The 16,009-nt window shown below is 43.2% G+C and carries 14 protein-coding genes; 5 read left to right on the forward strand and 9 right to left on the reverse strand.

Annotated features, from left to right (window positions below; translation table 11 throughout):
- Positions 1–30: 30 nt before the first annotated feature.
- The 3 genes from CYLST_RS21510 to psbD all read right to left on the reverse strand — a co-directional run bounded on the left by CYLST_RS21510 (position 31) and on the right by psbD (position 2,919).
- Positions 31–213: a PCP reductase family protein gene (locus CYLST_RS21510; RefSeq protein WP_015209855.1), complete on the reverse strand. Its 183-nt coding sequence runs from the start codon at positions 211–213 to the stop codon at positions 31–33.
- Positions 214–488: 275 nt separating this feature from the next.
- Positions 489–1,877 (reverse strand): photosystem II reaction center protein CP43, encoded by a 1,389-nt coding sequence (gene psbC / locus CYLST_RS21515; protein WP_015209856.1) that lies wholly within the window; start codon positions 1,875–1,877, stop codon positions 489–491.
- Positions 1,861–2,919, reverse strand: a complete 1,059-nt coding sequence (gene psbD / locus CYLST_RS21520) for a photosystem II D2 protein (photosystem q(a) protein) (RefSeq protein ID WP_015206017.1) — start codon at positions 2,917–2,919, stop codon at positions 1,861–1,863. The genes psbC and psbD overlap by 17 nt, the downstream gene beginning before the upstream one ends.
- A 440-nt stretch (positions 2,920–3,359) precedes the next feature.
- Here psbD and CYLST_RS21525 point away from each other — a divergent pair, with 440 nt between their 5' ends.
- The 5 genes from CYLST_RS21525 (at position 3,360) to CYLST_RS21545 (ending at position 9,596) form a co-directional block, all read left to right on the forward strand.
- Positions 3,360–3,929, forward strand: coding sequence for a photosystem I assembly protein Ycf4 (locus CYLST_RS21525; protein ID WP_015209857.1), 570 nt, complete (start codon positions 3,360–3,362; stop codon positions 3,927–3,929).
- A gap of 320 nt (positions 3,930–4,249) precedes the next feature.
- On the forward strand, positions 4,250–5,038 hold the full coding sequence (locus CYLST_RS21530; protein WP_015209858.1) for a peptidylprolyl isomerase: 789 nt from the start codon (positions 4,250–4,252) through the stop codon (positions 5,036–5,038).
- A gap of 89 nt (positions 5,039–5,127) precedes the next feature.
- Positions 5,128–6,270 carry a beta-ketoacyl-ACP synthase gene (locus CYLST_RS21535; protein WP_015209859.1) on the forward strand — a complete coding sequence of 381 codons (1,143 nt, stop codon included), beginning with the start codon at positions 5,128–5,130 and terminating at the stop codon, positions 6,268–6,270.
- A gap of 183 nt (positions 6,271–6,453) precedes the next feature.
- Positions 6,454–7,203: a DUF928 domain-containing protein gene (locus tag CYLST_RS21540; protein WP_015209860.1), complete on the forward strand. Its 750-nt coding sequence runs from the start codon at positions 6,454–6,456 to the stop codon at positions 7,201–7,203.
- A gap of 140 nt (positions 7,204–7,343) precedes the next feature.
- Positions 7,344–9,596 (forward strand): CHASE2 domain-containing protein, encoded by a 2,253-nt coding sequence (locus CYLST_RS21545; protein ID WP_015209861.1) that lies wholly within the window; start codon positions 7,344–7,346, stop codon positions 9,594–9,596.
- 363 nt (positions 9,597–9,959) lie between these two features.
- On the opposite strand, the gene CYLST_RS21550 is transcribed toward CYLST_RS21545, so the two are convergent.
- The 6 genes from CYLST_RS21550 to CYLST_RS21580 form a co-directional block, all read right to left on the reverse strand.
- Positions 9,960–10,319, reverse strand: a complete 360-nt coding sequence (locus tag CYLST_RS21550) for a hypothetical protein (RefSeq protein ID WP_041233207.1) — start codon at positions 10,317–10,319, stop codon at positions 9,960–9,962.
- 218 nt (positions 10,320–10,537) lie between these two features.
- Positions 10,538–11,005, reverse strand: coding sequence for an SUKH-3 domain-containing protein (locus CYLST_RS21555; RefSeq protein ID WP_015209863.1), 468 nt, complete (start codon positions 11,003–11,005; stop codon positions 10,538–10,540).
- 78 nt (positions 11,006–11,083) lie between these two features.
- A complete protein-coding gene (locus CYLST_RS21560; RefSeq protein WP_015209864.1) occupies positions 11,084–11,326 on the reverse strand; it encodes a hypothetical protein in 243 nt (80 codons plus the stop codon).
- Positions 11,295–13,565: a DUF6972 family protein gene (locus CYLST_RS33610; protein WP_015209865.1), complete on the reverse strand. Its 2,271-nt coding sequence runs from the start codon at positions 13,563–13,565 to the stop codon at positions 11,295–11,297. The genes CYLST_RS21560 and CYLST_RS33610 overlap by 32 nt, the downstream gene beginning before the upstream one ends.
- A 270-nt stretch (positions 13,566–13,835) precedes the next feature.
- Entirely contained in the window at positions 13,836–15,002 is a 1,167-nt protein-coding gene (locus CYLST_RS21575) for a WG repeat-containing protein (protein WP_015209867.1), read from the reverse strand.
- A gap of 276 nt (positions 15,003–15,278) precedes the next feature.
- The gene (locus CYLST_RS21580; RefSeq protein WP_015209868.1) at positions 15,279–15,911 is read right to left on the reverse strand and encodes a hypothetical protein; all 633 of its coding nucleotides are present in this window, start codon (positions 15,909–15,911) and stop codon (positions 15,279–15,281) included.
- Positions 15,912–16,009 lie beyond the last annotated feature (98 nt).

Below are 16,009 nucleotides of genomic sequence, written 5' to 3' on the forward strand. Positions count from 1 at the left end.
ACCCATAAGTAAAAATTTTTCATCATTCCCCTATTGTCCAAACTCTAACCTAGCTTGTTCAACTAATTCGCCTGTCACAATGTCTTGTCCTGCTTGACGTGCTAGTTGCTCAATTCGCGCTTTAGCTTGGGGGCGAACGAAAAAGGGAATATTCTGCAATTTTGTTTTAGCTTCCGTTGTCCATCGCAAAGCATCAAAATTATAGTTCTGCATGTTAGTTACCTCATCAAGACTCTGTGCCTCACTGGGCGTCTTTAGCTACCTGGTGCGGTTAAAATTAAAAACTAGGACTTACGCACCGTGGAAATTCATCCTAATTTTGGGCTTTTTTAATGGTGTTCTGATGCGTCTCTTTACGCATCCTACCTGTAGCGTGCTGCCCAGCACTAAATTCGATTTTCTCACATCCAAAAGCAAAAAAAAGCTCTTGCTTTAACACAAGAGCCTCGAAACCATTTAATTGTCAGTGATGAAAGTAACTTTGCAACCTAGTCTAGGTCTGGCATAAACATGGCTGGCTCAGTCTCACGGTTAATACCTTTCTCAAAACCACCAGCAGCGGCGCGGGCGCGACCAGAGTGCCACAGGTGACCAATGAGGAAGAAGAAGCCTAAGACGAAGTGTGAACAAGCCAACCAAGCGCGAGGAGACACGTAGTTGAAAGAGTTAATTTCGGTAGCCACACCACCCACAGAGTTCAAAGAACCCAGAGGAGCGTGAGTCATGTATTCAGCGGCGCGACGAGCTTGCCAAGGCTGAATATCATTCTTGATTTTTTCCAAATCAAGACCGTTGGGGCCGCGTAGAGGCTCCAACCAAGGGCCACGGAAATCCCAGAAGCGCATGGTTTCTCCACCGAAGATAATTTCACCGGTAGGAGAGCGCATCAAGTATTTACCTAGACCTGTGGGGCCTTGTGCAGAACCGACGTTAGCACCTAGGCGTTGGTCACGGATGAGGAAGGTCAAAGCTTGCGCTTGAGAAGCTTCGGGACCCGTAGGACCAAAGAATTCGCTGGGGTAAACGGTGTTGTTGTACCAAACCATGATGGAGGCAATAAAGCCCATCAAGGATAGTGCACCCAAGCTGTAGGAAAGGTAAGCTTCACCAGACCAGATAAAAGCACGACGTGCCCAAGCAAAAGGCTTGGTGAAGATGTGCCAGATACCGCCAGAAATACAAATTAAGGCAATCCAGATGTGACCGCCGATGACATCTTCCAGGTTATCGACGCTGACAATCCAGCCATCGCCACCGAAGGGAGACTTGATCAAATAACCGAAGATTATTGCTGGGTTGAGTGTTGGATTGGTAATGACGCGAACATCGCCACCACCTGGCGCCCAGGTGTCATACACACCACCGAAGAACATTGCCTTCAGTACTAACAGCAGTGCACCGACTCCCAAGATAATCAGGTGGAACCCGATGATGTTGGTCATCTTGTTCTTGTCTTTCCAGTCGTAACCAAAGAAAGAAGAATATTCTTCCAAGGTTTCTGGGCCACGAACGGCATGATAGATACCGCCAAAACCCAGTACGGCTGAGGAAATTAAGTGAAGTACACCAACAACAAAGTAGGGGAAGGTGTCGAAAATTTCACCACCTGCACCAACACCCCAACCCAAAGTGGCGAGGTGAGGTAGGAGGATCAAGCCCTGTTCATACATGGGCTTTTCTGGAATGAAGTGAGCGACTTCAAATAAAGTCATCGCTCCAGCCCAGAAAACAATCAAACCAGCATGGGCTACGTGAGCGCCAAGCAGTTTACCAGATAAATTGATTAGACGGGCGTTTCCAGACCACCAAGCAAAACCGCTTGATTCTTGGTCACGTCCACCGCCCATAACAGAAGTTGTGTTAGAGAGCGTTACCACGAGGCAATACCTCCTCAGGGAATACAAATTGTTCGTGGGGTTGATCTTGAGGAGCCATCCAAGCGCGGATACCCTCGTTCAGCAAAATGTTTTTGGTATAGAAAGTTTCAAACTCTGGGTCTTCGGCTGCCCGCAATTCTTGGGAGACGAAGTCATAAGCCCGCAGGTTGAGTGCCAAGCCGACGATACCGATGGCGCTCATCCACAAGCCTGTTACTGGCACAAACAACATGAAGAAGTGCAACCAGCGCTTGTTAGAGAAAGCAATCCCGAAAATCTGTGACCAGAAACGGTTTGCTGTCACCATTGAGTAGGTTTCTTCCGATTGGGTCGGATTGAAGGCGCGGAAGGTGTTAGAACCTTCACCATCTTCAAACAAGGTATTTTCAACTGTGGCTCCGTGAATGGCGCAAAGTAGCGCACCACCGAGGATACCCGCTACTCCCATCATGTGGAAGGGGTTGAGGGTCCAGTTGTGGAAGCCTTGTAGGAATAGGAGGAAGCGGAAAATAGCAGCAACGCCAAAGCTAGGTGCGAAGAACCAGCTGGATTGTCCCAAGGGGTAAATCAAGAAGACGCTGACGAATACGGCGATGGGGCCAGAGAAGGCGAGGGCGTTGTAAGGACGAATCCCTACTAGACGGGCGATTTCAAATTGCCGCAACATGAAGCCGATTAAACCGAAGGCTCCGTGGAGGGCGACGAATGGCCACAAACCACCTAATTGAATCCAACGGGTGAAGTCGCCTTGAGCTTCTGGTCCCCAGAGTAACAGTAGGGAGTGTCCCATGCTGTCGGCGGGGGTGGATACTGCCACTGTCAGGAAGTTAGCTCCTTCTAAGTAGGAGGAGGCTAATCCGTGGGTGTACCAGGATGTGACGAAGGTTGTACCTGTTAGCCAACCACCCAGTGCTAGGAAGGCGCAGGGGAACAGTAGTATCCCTGACCAACCTACGAATACGAAGCGATCGCGCTTTAACCAGTCGTCTAGAGCGTCAAACCACCCTCTAGAACTGGGGGCGCGTCCTACTGCGATGGTCATCGAACTAAAATCCTCTTTTTTACTAAAATTGCCACGGTTTCCGAGCAGCGCCTTCCTAGAGGTTTTCCTCTATGAACGACTGCCTTGAGGAATTAACGTTTTTTTGACACTCTCAGTCGCTCGCAAGCTGCTGAGATTATGAGAACTTACCGTCTAGTTTCAGTCGGTATTTCTCAGAGTTATGCTATTACCTGTACTATTGGCTAGTAACCTAGCTTGTAGTAACTTAATGATTCTTAACTTATCACATTAGTTCAGGTTTGCGTCGCATGTACGCAAGTGAACCGATCAACTATCTACTATGAATATCAGAATTTTTACAATTTGACACAAGTTTTCTCAGAAATCTCAAAAGTCCAGCCGATGAACTTGCAAGACATCCTCCTCGAATGGGAGACTAGACTTGATAAGGAGAATATCTCACGGGCCAAAATAGTTTCATGACGGCATCAACAACGATTAACAAAGGCGATCGCCTCCTACATCAAAACGTTCTCGGTTCTCGTCGGTTCAGCAACTACTGGTGGGCAACCATCGTGACGATGGGAGCCACGGGTTTTGTGCTGGCTGGCCTATCCAGTTACCTAAAAGTCAATTTACTCCTGGTTACCGACGCAACGCAACTAATCTTCGTGCCTCAAGGATTGGTTATGGGGTTATATGGCATCGCTGGCTTGCTGTTAGCCTCATACCTGTGGTTGGTAATTCTATGGGATGTGGGCGGTGGCTACAACGAATTTAATCAAGAAACTGGAACATTCAAAATCTTCCGCTGGGGTTTTCCTGGCAAAAACCGCCAAATTCAGATTGACGGACGCATCCAAGAGGTGCAATCTGTGCGAATCACCCTGAAAGAAGGTCTAAATCCCCAACGCGCACTTTACCTGCGTGTCAAAGGTCGTCGCGATATTCCTTTAACACGGGTAGGTCAACCGTTATCCTTAACAGAGTTAGAAACTCAAGGCGCTGAGTTAGCTCGATTTTTGGAAGTACCTTTAGAAGGACTGTAAATTTTAGATTTTGAATTTTGGATTTTGGATTTTGGATTGGGGTTAAAAGAAATACTTACATCAGATGATACAAATTGCTTTTAAGTCTATTGTTGAAGCTTCAATCTAAAATCTAATTTCCAAAATCCAAAATTGATCAGAGGCGATAAAATACTGTGGTTGAGTCAGAAAACATCAACAAAAAAAACTAACTGCGTCTTTGGGCGCTTTTATCCGCCTTTTATCCCACCCTTAAAAGACGCTAAACAAGGGAAATTGTGTAAATTTTTTGGGTTTAGCGGGTGTGGCTCTCAGGCGTTTTACCCTTTTTGTAATTGGCAATGCAGTTAAAATTTCCACAATTTTTGGTTGCTCTTGTAATTGTTGGGGCGTTGATGTTGGGAGGATGCTCAACACAGAAAGATGCTTCTCGCGCTTCTTCTCCAACCGCAACAGCTACCTCTAAAGCGACCGAAACAAGCAGTAAGACAACCGCTGAAACAACATCAGTATCAGAAACCACTAGTGAGAGTATTCCGGGAATGAAAGATTTACCACGGCTCGAAGGTAAGGCTACTGTGGTGATCACGGTGAAAGGCTCGCCGATTACCATCGAAGTAGATGGCACTAATGCCCCAATTACAGCTGGCAACTTCGTAGATTTAGTGCAAAAGGGTGTGTACGATGGTTTAGTTTTCCATCGAGTTGTCCGCGAACCCCAACCGTTTGTAGTTCAAGGGGGCGATCCCCAAAGCAAAGACCCGAAAGTTCCGGCAAATAGACTGGGAACAGGTGGTTATATTGACCCGAAAACGGGGACTGAGCGCTATATACCCTTAGAAATTAAGCCAAAAGGCGAAGAAGGCATAGTTTACAGTCAGACTATTGCTAAACAGCCTGTGTTGCAGCATAAGCAAGGTGCCTTAGCAATGGCGCGATCGCAATCGCCTGACTCAGCTTCTTCTCAGTTTTACTTTGCCTTAGCAGATTTGGACTTCCTAGATGGTAACTATGCCGTTTTTGGCAATGTCACCCAGGGTTTTGATGTAGTTAGCAAAATTCAGCAAGGCGATCGCATTGACTCAGCGAAAGTCACCCAAGGTGCAGAAAACTTGAAAAATAGTCAGTAGTCATTAGTCAGTGGTCATCAGTCATTAGCCAATGGCAGATGACTACTGACAATTACCAGAATCCAAATTAATTACAAATTACGAATTATGTGAAGGTTGTTGTCACTGGTATTGGTCTAGTTTCTGCTTTGGGCAACAGCTTAAAGGATAGCTGGCAAGATTTGCTGGCAGGTAAATCTGGAATTAAATTACATCAACCATTTCCAGAACTGGAAGTACTTCCTCTAGGATTAATTGATCAACAACCAGCCGAATTAAATATCCTCACCCATCGGGTGGTTAACGCTGCACTGCTTGATGCCCAGTTGGTTCCACCTTTGTCTGATTGTGCTGTGATCATTGGATCGAGTCGTAGTCATCAGGCGTCTTGGGAGATGCTCGCACGGCAGTTGAGCCTTAAAGATTCCCGCCAAACCTCAATAAATTTAGAGAATTGGTTAGATACCTTACCGCACATGAATGCGATCGCCTCAGCACGGCAAATCGGGGCAACGGGGATAGTTTTAGCACCAATGGCAGCTTGTGCTACGGGAATTTGGGCGATCGCCCAAGCAGCTTTCCTGATCCAATCTGGACAGTGTCAACGGGCGATCGCTGGAGCAGTGGAAGCACCAATTACACCCCTGACTTTATCAGGATTTCAGCAAATGGGTGCTTTGGCGAAAACAGGGGCTTATCCTTTTGATTTGTACCGAGAAGGCTTAGTATTAGGTGAAGGTGCGGCGGTGCTTGTTTTGGAATCAGCAGAGTTAGCACAAGATCGGCAAGCAAAAGTTTATGGTGAAATTCTCGGTTTTGGACTGACAGCCGATGCATATCATCCTAACCAGCCAGAACCTGAGGCGAAAAGTGCGATCGCCGCAATCAAGCAATGTCTAGAACGCAGTTGCTTAAAACCAAAAGATCTCGATTACATTCACGCTCATGGTACTGGCACGCTCCTAAATGACCGAGTAGAGAGCATGATCATCCAACAGATGTTTCCCCAAGGGGTAGCGATTAGTTCCACCAAAGGCAGTTCAGGTCATACCCTAGGCGCTTCCGGAGCCTTGGGCGTAGCTTTTTCGCTGATGGCATTGCAAGATAAAATTTTACCGCCTTGTGTGGGATTGCAGCAGCCAGAGTTTGATTTAGATTTCGTAACTGTAGCCAAACAAAGTCAAATTCGGCGGGTTCTCTGTTTAAGTTTTGGTTTTGGCGGTCAAAATGCGGCGATCGCCTTGGGTAACTGAGATTTTATTGCTGATTGCGGAATCTGAGCCTACTAGTGTGAATACTTGATGTAGATGGCGCGTTCTCTGGTTGTCGGTAATTTCAACAGCATATAATGACCTCATTAGCGAAAAATTAATTGTTAGGGTGTATTTATACTTAGGCGTTCCTAGAGAGAAAATTAATCAAGAGGATATTTTGAAATGAAATTGATCAAGACGAACCTTTGTTTCCTAGCATTTTCCTTACCTTTGTTTTCTCAAGCGGCACAGGTACAGGCTCAGTCAGTCCCCACAACAAAAACTTGGCAAATTAGTCAGGCATTTAAGCCACCACAGCGGGAAGCACCTCCTGCAAGTGCTGGTGGTGCTTCCCGTGGTACTTCTTGCGTAAAAGGTAATAAGGCATTTACCCCCTTAATACCAGCAAATAAATTAGGGCTGACCTTCTCTGAGCGTCCCACTTTTTTCTGGTATGTGCCGCCATCTCCAGTCAAAACTGCCCAGTTGCTTGTTCTTGATGATAGCGGCAAGAACGTATTTTATGAAACTTCTTTGACGCTTCCCGATAAAACTGGCATTATTAGCTACACTCTCCCTGACAATACACCTGCCCTGGAAGTAGGTAAAACTTACCGTTGGTATCTGACACTTGTTTGTGATGATCAAGACTCCAGCAGCAATCCTCGCGTAGATGGTTGGGTAAAACGCACCCAACCAGAATTAACCCTGTCGGAGGCGCTCTTAAAATCAAACTTACAACAGTTACCGACTCTCTATGCAGACGCTGGGATTTGGCATGAAGCGCTGACTAGTCTGGTGCAGTTACGGCGTACTGGGACGAATAAGTTAAAAACTACTCTCAATTGGAGACAATTCTTGAACTCCGTCGGATTAAATGCGATCGCCTCTGAGCCATTAATCGATTGCTGCACAGCCAAAAATAATCAGTAAAATAGTTCTGTAATTTCAACAGACTCTTACATAATTTCTAATACTCCAGGGTTGACAAACTTCCCGGATGTCCTTGTGAACAATTAGAAAGAATTGTCAGTCTGTGCATAGCATTACGAAACTCAGGACTGACTACTGATATGTGGGCAAAGCTGAAGCAGCAAATCTGGCAATGGCGGGTTGTGATCATTACAGTTCCCAATGTCACAGCCTTAGTGATTGCCATCCGTTTGACTGGATTGCTGCAATTGCTGGAATTGACCGCGTGGGATCAGTTTTTTATCCACCGTCCGCGAGAGGCATTTGATAACCGCATAGTTATAGTTGAGATTAATGAAGCAGATATTCGTCAGCAGAGGCAATGGCCGATGTCTGATGCCACCCTTGCCAATTTACTAGAGAAGATAAAGCAGCAGCAACCGAGAGCCATCGGTTTAGACCTCTATCGGGACTTAGCCGTAAATCCCGGTCATTCAGACCTTGTTAAAGTATTTGAGTCCACACCCAACTTAATTGGAGTTCAAAAAGTCTCTCAGACTGATGATAGTGATCCGGTCAATCCACCAACCGTACTGAAGCAACGCCAACAGGTTGGGGCAAATGACATACCCCTAGATGGAGATGGCAAAATCCGTAGGGGCTTACTATACCTGAATTTAAAGAATGGCGATACCTTAACAAGCTTTGGGCTAAAACTGGCATTATTGTACTTGAAAGCTGAGGGCATTACCGATAGCCAGCGTTCCCCAACAACCAACCCAAATTACTTGGAATTAGGTCGGGGTGTTTTCCCGATTTTTGAAGCCAATGATGGCGGTTACGTGCGGGCGAATGCAGGAAGCTATCAAGTACTGTTAAATTACCGAGGACAAATACAGCAGTTTCCTAAAGTATCCCTGACATCCGTATTAGAAAACCGCATCTCACCAGACTTAATGCGGGGACGAGTGGTGTTAATTGGTTCAACCGCTGAGAGTTTAAAGGATCTGTTCTATACACCTTACACCAGTAAAGTGTTTGCCGCCCCAGAACGAATGGCGGGTGTGACAATTCATGCTAATTTGATTAGTCAAATTTTGAGTGCGGCTATAGATGGGCGTCCGCTGATTCAGACTTTACCTGAGCCTTTAGAATGGCTGTGGATTTTAGTTTGGTCAATCACGGGTGCTACCTTGTGTTGGCAGCAACGCCACAGCAGCCACCTAGTTGCTACCTGTGTTTTTCTAGCGGCTGGTGGTTTGATTGGCAGCTGTTTTCTCGGCTTTCTGCTTGGTTGGTGGATTCCTGTGGTACCGCCACTTTTAGCATTAGGCGGTTCGGCGATCGCGATCGCCCAGTATATCGCCCGTAGCGCTGCCGAAATGCAAAAAACCTTTGGTCGCTATCTGACAGATGAAGTAGTCGCCAATTTGCTAGAAACACCTTCTGGCTTAAAGCTGGGGGGAGAAAGGAGAAAAGTCACAATTCTCGTATCTGACTTAAGAGGGTTTTCTGCCATTTCAGAACAATTACCACCGGAAAAAGTGGTGAAAATTCTCAATCTTTACCTGGAAGTGATGACAGATGTCATTAACTATTACCAAGGTACGATTAATGAATTTATTGGCGATGGTATCTTGGTGATGTTTGGTGCGCCTATTAGTCGCCCGGATGATTCCCAAAGAGCGATCGCCTGTGCTGTTGCTATGCAATTAGCAATGCAAAAAGTGAATGAGCAAAATGAAATCATGAATCTGCCAATTCTCGAAATGGGAATTGGTATCAATACAGGCGAGGTGGTAGCGGGAAATGTTGGTTCTCAAAAACGCGCCCAGTATACAGTTATCGGCAGTCATGTCAATCTAGCCGCTCGCGTCGAGACTTATACTGTCGGTGGACAGATTTTAATTTCTGAGTATACCGGGCAAGATGCCAGCATTGAACTCAGAATTAATGACCAATTGCGAGTAGAACCGAAGGGTATCAAATATCCCATCACCCTTTATGATGTTGGTGGGATTGGTGGCAAATATAAGCTGTTCTTGCCCAAAAAAGCCGAGAATTTGGTGAAATTGAGTCAGGAAGTGGCTGTTGAGTATGTAGTATTGCAAGGAAAACACGCAGTCGGGACAGTTTTTCAGGGGGAATTAGTCAGTCTCTCAGAAAACGGGGCAGAATTGCGATTGCCTTCAGCACTGCGCTCCGCGCAATCGCTTCATTCATTGGAAATTTTAAGTAACCTCAAGCTGAAGATATTGACTGAACCAGAATTGCTGACAGAGGACGCAGACATCTATGCCAAGGTAATCAAACAATCAACTGTTGATGAGCATCATTGGCTGATTCGGTTTACAGCCGTACCCCCAAAAGCGATCGCATTTCTCAAGGCACTACGCGATACTAACAGTCATTGAAAAGATTCTCAATTTAAACAATTATTGTGATACTTCTATCTGTGCGTTCACCTTAGTGAAGCCGTCATACAGAATTTTTGGGTATCATAAGCGATCGCACTTACAGACCAATAGAGATGGTGCATTCTCATAAGGACGTTTGGTTTGAGATGAGAGGTGGTCTGAATGAACGCACCCTACGGGAGAGAAGCGATTGCACTGAGTCTTTCTACAACGGACGCATAACAAAAATGAGGTTTAAATCCTATTCGTCGCTCTCAACAAATGGAATTTAAACTTCTAATTAGGTGACTCGTTTATGAGGATATTTGATGTGAAGCCCTCCAAAAAACAACTCAGGAATTTCATAACAGTAGGATATATTTAATAATAACCTTCTAACTCTAGAATCTGATCTCCTTGCCAAGGAAATTCTGGGGTGATCTCATAGACAAGTTCAGGCATGGAAAGCACCTCCCGAACTCTCACCACTTCTTTTGCATTCCCTCTAAAGACAACAAAAGGCGATCGTTCTTGAAGTAGCTTTCTTGCTGCCAGGAAATTGACATTTGCTACCTGAGCTACAGTTCTAATATGTTGTTTGTTTTGAGCGTCTCCATTGATAATACTGACTTCGTACAAGGTTTCGTCACGCTGAGTCTCAGGAATATAGGTTGTCACAATTGACCAATCACAATTGGTGCAAAATAGCCCTTGGGTACTACCCTCTTGTCTGATCTCCATCTGACTGCCGCATTTTTCACATATTGGTATTTGAGAAATATCTATTATGGCGATTTACCTGGAGTAAATGTTCGGAATGTACCTTATATAAGGCGATCGTTTAACAATCAAGACAGTCGTTACAAAAGAGGATATCTGCTTGCAGCAGCGCTTCGCTATCGCACTATATTTGCTAGTTCCAAAATTAATTTCGGAACGTATATAGACAGGTTTCAATCCTATCCGTCGCTCTCAATAAATGGGATTTCTACTAAGTCTCGTCCACTACATAAAGCCTCAATTGCATCGACACCTGAATCCCCAACAAAGACCATAAACTCATCATAACCTGCATAAACTTTGCCTTCTGGAGCCATCATCAAAACCATGTGGACTCGATTAGATTCACCAATAATACAAAGTGGGACACCAACTCGGTCACTATAATCTTTGACCCTCTCAGGATAAATATTTGCTACTGCTTCTGGAACATTGAAGTGAAAATCATCCTCTAATCGGGGGACTCGTTTATGAGGATATTTGACGTGAAGCCCCCCAAAACTACTCAGGAAGTTCATAACAGTAGGATATATTGAATAACCTTCTGATTCTAAAACCTCCTTGTATTCAGTTGTATCTATATTCCATGATTCGTGCCATTCGGCATGATAAAGTAATGTAGTTGTTTCTTCGGAAAAAACTGCCATATTTATTTTTTGCTTCGTTGTTTCTGATCACCAGACGAGTATTGCCGTGAAGCGATCGCACTGCACTCACGATTCCACTTACTCTTCTCTCGCAAATCGCCCCCTAACACATTCATATTCATCCTCAAGAAGCCAAAACTTTACATCCTCATAAGATTGTGAAGAGAACAAAACCTTATATCCTTCGATAGGATCAAGAATATACCACCAACCATTACTATTATTGATAAGCATTAGGATGTAAGGGGGAAAACCAGTTGGATCTACCCAAATTTCTAAAAATTTCCAATCACTTAGCAGATTTTGTTCTTGGGACAGCATGATACTTTCCTCCTTTTAATTTAAGTTCACCAAAAGTTAATGGAATTTTTGATCCATCTTTGGCAATTCGTTCACCAATAGGTTTGTCAAATGACAGCCCCCATCGATCATGTCCACGAACTGTGCCAAGATAATCTCCGCGATTAATTATCTCTTGAGTCACTCTGTCCATTGTAGCTCTATCTTTAAATACATGGGCTGACCCTTCTTTCCTAATTAATTTATTCGACTCGGCAGTATTGGGAAGATGTTTATTTACTTGACTTTCATCCAGAGTCGATTTTCTTAGTGCCTGCCGTTTTGCCCCTATCTCTAGGGTATCTTTTAGTGTTTGCCTTGATGTCTTCAACTGTTGACGTTCTTTCAACCACTGCATTAAAGGTGTTTCGCCAACGGTCTGAGCAAATTTGGTTTTACTAAAAGCATCTGCTCCTTTCTTAGCAAGATATGCCACCAATGCCAGTAAAATCGCATCTACTAAGCTTCCTAAAGCTTCTGCTAAACTCTTAGCTGCCTCCTCAAGTTTTTTCCGATCACCATTAGCAGTCCAGACAAGTTTAATAAATTGACCTAACTGTGATAATAGATTACCAGCAATGCCAAAAACGGCTTCTACAAGCATCTTTAAACCATAAATCTCAAGAATTAGAAGCCCAATTTCAAATCCTATTTCTGCTCCGGGTATCGCTCCTACGCCACCAAACATCGAACCAATTAAAGCTCCAACAGTAGTGCTTGTTGCTAAGATTATTGCCGCCTCTTTCGCAAACTTTATTAATCCCTCTAATAATCCTTTGCTAGCGTTAGCAGCGTGCCTGGCAATAGCGCCAGGAATAAACTGACCTGAAAGTTGACAGGCTAACTTAAAATCTTGAAGTTTTTGGTCTATTTTTTTAAGGTTTCGGGATACTTCACCTGTTACAGTTCCACTCCCCACATCCATTTTTGCTGCTACGCCAAAACTAGGAATCCATAAATCTACGCCTCCAATCAGTTCGGTATTTGAGGCATCTCTTCCAGGAATAACTGAATTACTAAAACTGCCTGTCTTTACTTTAAATGCCTCTGGTTTATTAAAAGCTCGAATCGCATTGATAAAATGATTAATATTTTGATCCGGTGTGCTTTCATTTCCTTTAATACCATACATTTTTTTAACTAGATCCCAAAAATTTTCACCCGATTGCACTTTGATGAGACTCAACGCAGGATCTTGTTGAATAAGCTTATCAGGCGGCTGATGTATTCTTGGAGCAAAAGCATAACCTGTTTTTCCTAAGACAGCGACCTTCTGCCAACCTGATTGAGGAGCAGAATCTTCTAAGATGTAAACCCTTTGACCAAATTTTAATTGAGCTAGAGATGCAGATTTTTGATCAGGTTTCTGGCGTAAATTTAGACCTTCTTCACGAACAAATGCTACCTTATTATTAATATTGTAAGAATTTTTGGGTTTTGAATTACTTCTGGCTAGTTGCAGGGGTGTATTTTGACGCTGAATAGTTCCAGTTTGCTGCACCACATGAGTCAATTCATGTGCTGTCAAATCATTATTCCCTGGCGCTTTTCCTTCCCCATAGTAAACATCACTTCCATGAGTAAATGCCTGTGCCCCTAACTCTCGACTCATCTGCACTGCTTCACTGCCTGTATGCACCCGCACTGAGCTAAAATCAGCACCAAAGCGGGGTTCCATGAAACCTCGCACATCAAGAGGTAATGGTCTACCACCACCTTTACTGCTATTCAACCGGCTCTCAATATTACCATGAGCCTGTGAAGTTCTACCCATTTCTGGTCTTGCTGCTCGTTGCACAATTGGGGTGAAAGCATTTGCCGGCTTGGTTTGTACTTCTACTGATGCCCGTTGTACAGCATTATCAGGCATAGACATAACGCGACTAGCCATCATGTCTGCTTCTTGCTCGTATTTATCCCCAGGCTCCCCCACTGTTAACTTTGTCTGAATTGATTCTATCTGTGGTTCAGTGCCAGCATTCTCCTCTAGCTGTTGTCTCTGAAGTTGCGCTTTTCTAGTTTCTATCGCTTTGAGGAAGATATTATCTTGTAGCCATTCGGCTGTTGTCGGTGGTTTGACAGTATTTATCGGCTGTTCTGAGGCTTTGGCGTTTCTCTGTTGATAAGGGTTTGTCCAAGAGCTTGCTTGGTTCAAGGAACTGCTTTTCTTGGGAGCCGCATTGTTCCCAAAAGATGACTTTTGTACTTTATGGCGAGACATACACAAGTTATTGTAATAATGTTATTAACCTGATTGTAACCAATTTAACCTTTTGACTGAGTTTTGCCAAGCACGTAGAAAAATCTTTACTAAACCGGCTCTTAATTGAGGTAAATAATCAGGAACTGAGTTTTGCAGAACTGCTTTAACTTCTGGATATAAGGATTTTAGCGACATCAATTCAATTTACTCCAACTCTCAAATCAAAGAAAGCAAGTTGCAAAAATCGTGGCACAATTAACCAATTCCTGATGTCCTCTAACTTTAGGTTTACTCAAACAGATTCCAGACAAACTTTCCTGTCTTATCGATATAACCCCAGTCACTGTAGGTATCATCATCTTTAGATTTTATTATCTTGACTTCTGCCAAGCCACCCCGGAATGAAGAAGGCTCATCAAATTTAGGCTGAATAACAATAGTTCCCCGCGAATCTATATAACCATAACTCAACTTGTTATTTTTATTATCGACTACTCCAACAACAGCCAACCCTTCTGAGAAAAGCCAAGCCTCATAAAACATTGGTTTAATGACCATTTGACCTGTTTTATTGATATAGCCCCATCCTTCATTAACTTCTACAGCAGCTAGACCTTCTGAAAAGACATTAGCCTTATTAAACTGCGGCTTAATCACCATTTTTCCAGATGCGTCGATATATCCACTCGCTCCAAACGTATTTACAGCAGCCAGTCCTTCTGAAAAGCGCGAAGCGTAAAAAAAAGTGGTTTTAATAGCCAACTTTCCAGAGGAATCAATGAAGCCATATCTGCTGTCATCAAGTTCCCCTATATTATCATTACAGTCAATTTTAGTGATGGCATCAGAACATCTAATTCTGGCAACTGCCAAACCTTCTGAGAAGCTATCAGCATTTTCAAAGTGTAACGGTATGACTATCTTGCCAATCTTATCAATATAACCCCAATTTTCACCTATCTTGACAGCCGCTAGTCCTTGAGAGAATGCCTGAACTTCATCGAATTGAGGTTTAATTACTATCTCCCCCTGCTGATTGATATAGCCCCACTTGTCATTTATTTGTACAGCAGCCATACCTTCAAAAAATGGTTCGGCTCCATCAAACTGAGGTGGAATAATCAATGTGCCTGTTTTGTCGATATAACCATCTTTTCCTTCCAAGCTGACGACAGCCATCCCATCTTTAAATGGATCAGCCAAATTAAACTGAGGTTTAATTACTATCTTTCCTGTTCGATCAATATAGCCACGGTCTTGGTTCCAATTTCCTTCCGATGTAGTTTTACCTTTGCTTAAAATTGGGAACAACATATTTGAATCCTGTTGTTGTGCTAAGTCTTTTTTCTGAATTGATAGCTGTTGGGAAGGTTGGGCTAAGAGAGTTTGATTGAAAAAATTACAAGATGTCAAAACCAAAAGAGTAAGGCAAATCAAATTATTGTCTGACTTCATATTTGAGCTTCATTGGTTTAAGAGGATTTGAAATCTAAGTTTTCTGAGGAATTTCTACTTTTTCTACCGCAATTTCAAAAAAAAGCAACAAGTGATCGCACTTGATTGCTGGTTTGAGCAATAAGTATTCCTAGTGGCTATATCTAAGAAGCTTTTACCCAAGTCTGAGCTTGCATTTTATAGGGTGGATTTGGTTATGTATAGCTCGTTTTTGAAAGCGAGCTTGACTTTAAAGAAGTGCTAGGCATGGAGAGATAAATTCTAATGAAAATCGTTCTAAGAACACCACTTAGGTTTGATTGCACCTATATCTCTCAAGTACTGGACATCATCTTTTGCTTTCCCTGTAAGCATATTTTCCCTAATACTTTTTTTCCTATCCTCACTTACTGCTTTAGATTCAAGTATTTCTGATAAAATCTTTTGAACTTCAGCCGATGAACTGTAATCTACCCATCTAGTACTCCATTCATAACCTGGGAAAATAGCATTCTCAAAAACACTGTTTGTAAGCTTACCTTCTTCGAGCAAAGATAGCACTTTTCTAGAAAAACTGATAGATGCTTCCATTTTCAAATTCTGCATTGACAAAGTAATAATTTTCTTTTGCTGCTCAGTAAATTCTTTGCTACTCAAAGCTGCCAGAGCTTCATCTATGTAAATATTGGGGTTGTTATATATACTTTGAAATTCCTGGTATGTTCTCAATTCTAATGGATTAGTCAAGTCAACAATTTTTTTTTCACTGGCTAGTATTAAAGATTTGAAGTCTAACACTGAATTTCCTGTCCTGACTTTTGGTTGATAGTTTTCTTGGCTTTGGGAGCAGTATGCTTGAACACCAAAGATGCTCAACAATGATAATGAAGTTATGAACACAGTTATCAGAAGTAAAAGTTTAAGTGTCATTGTAATTTCCCCAACCAATTCATCTACCTTGTGTTTTTTCTCATATACTTGAGGACATTAAACTCTTGAACAAGTAAATATTTTAATGTCCCTTCTAC

This window comes from Cylindrospermum stagnale PCC 7417 (genome assembly GCF_000317535.1).
GTDB classification, from domain to species: Bacteria; Cyanobacteriota; Cyanobacteriia; order Cyanobacteriales; family Nostocaceae; genus Cylindrospermum; species Cylindrospermum stagnale.

Coding starts and splice junctions, on each gene's coding strand:
- CYLST_RS21510 (WP_015209855.1), bottom strand. CDS start 213: ATGCAGAACTATAATTTTGATGCTTTGCGATGGACAACGGAAGCTAAA.
- psbD (WP_015206017.1), bottom strand. CDS start 2,919: ATGACCATCGCAGTAGGACGCGCCCCCAGTTCTAGAGGGTGGTTTGAC.
- CYLST_RS21525 (WP_015209857.1), top strand. CDS start 3,360: ATGACGGCATCAACAACGATTAACAAAGGCGATCGCCTCCTACATCAA.
- CYLST_RS21530 (WP_015209858.1), top strand. CDS start 4,250: ATGCAGTTAAAATTTCCACAATTTTTGGTTGCTCTTGTAATTGTTGGG.
- CYLST_RS21540 (WP_015209860.1), top strand. CDS start 6,454: ATGAAATTGATCAAGACGAACCTTTGTTTCCTAGCATTTTCCTTACCT.
- CYLST_RS21545 (WP_015209861.1), top strand. CDS start 7,344: ATGTGGGCAAAGCTGAAGCAGCAAATCTGGCAATGGCGGGTTGTGATC.
- CYLST_RS21550 (WP_041233207.1), bottom strand. CDS start 10,319: ATGGAGATCAGACAAGAGGGTAGTACCCAAGGGCTATTTTGCACCAAT.
- CYLST_RS21555 (WP_015209863.1), bottom strand. CDS start 11,005: ATGGCAGTTTTTTCCGAAGAAACAACTACATTACTTTATCATGCCGAA.
- CYLST_RS21560 (WP_015209864.1), bottom strand. CDS start 11,326: ATGCTGTCCCAAGAACAAAATCTGCTAAGTGATTGGAAATTTTTAGAA.
- CYLST_RS33610 (WP_015209865.1), bottom strand. CDS start 13,565: ATGTCTCGCCATAAAGTACAAAAGTCATCTTTTGGGAACAATGCGGCT.
- CYLST_RS21575 (WP_015209867.1), bottom strand. CDS start 15,002: ATGAAGTCAGACAATAATTTGATTTGCCTTACTCTTTTGGTTTTGACA.
- CYLST_RS21580 (WP_015209868.1), bottom strand. CDS start 15,911: ATGACACTTAAACTTTTACTTCTGATAACTGTGTTCATAACTTCATTA.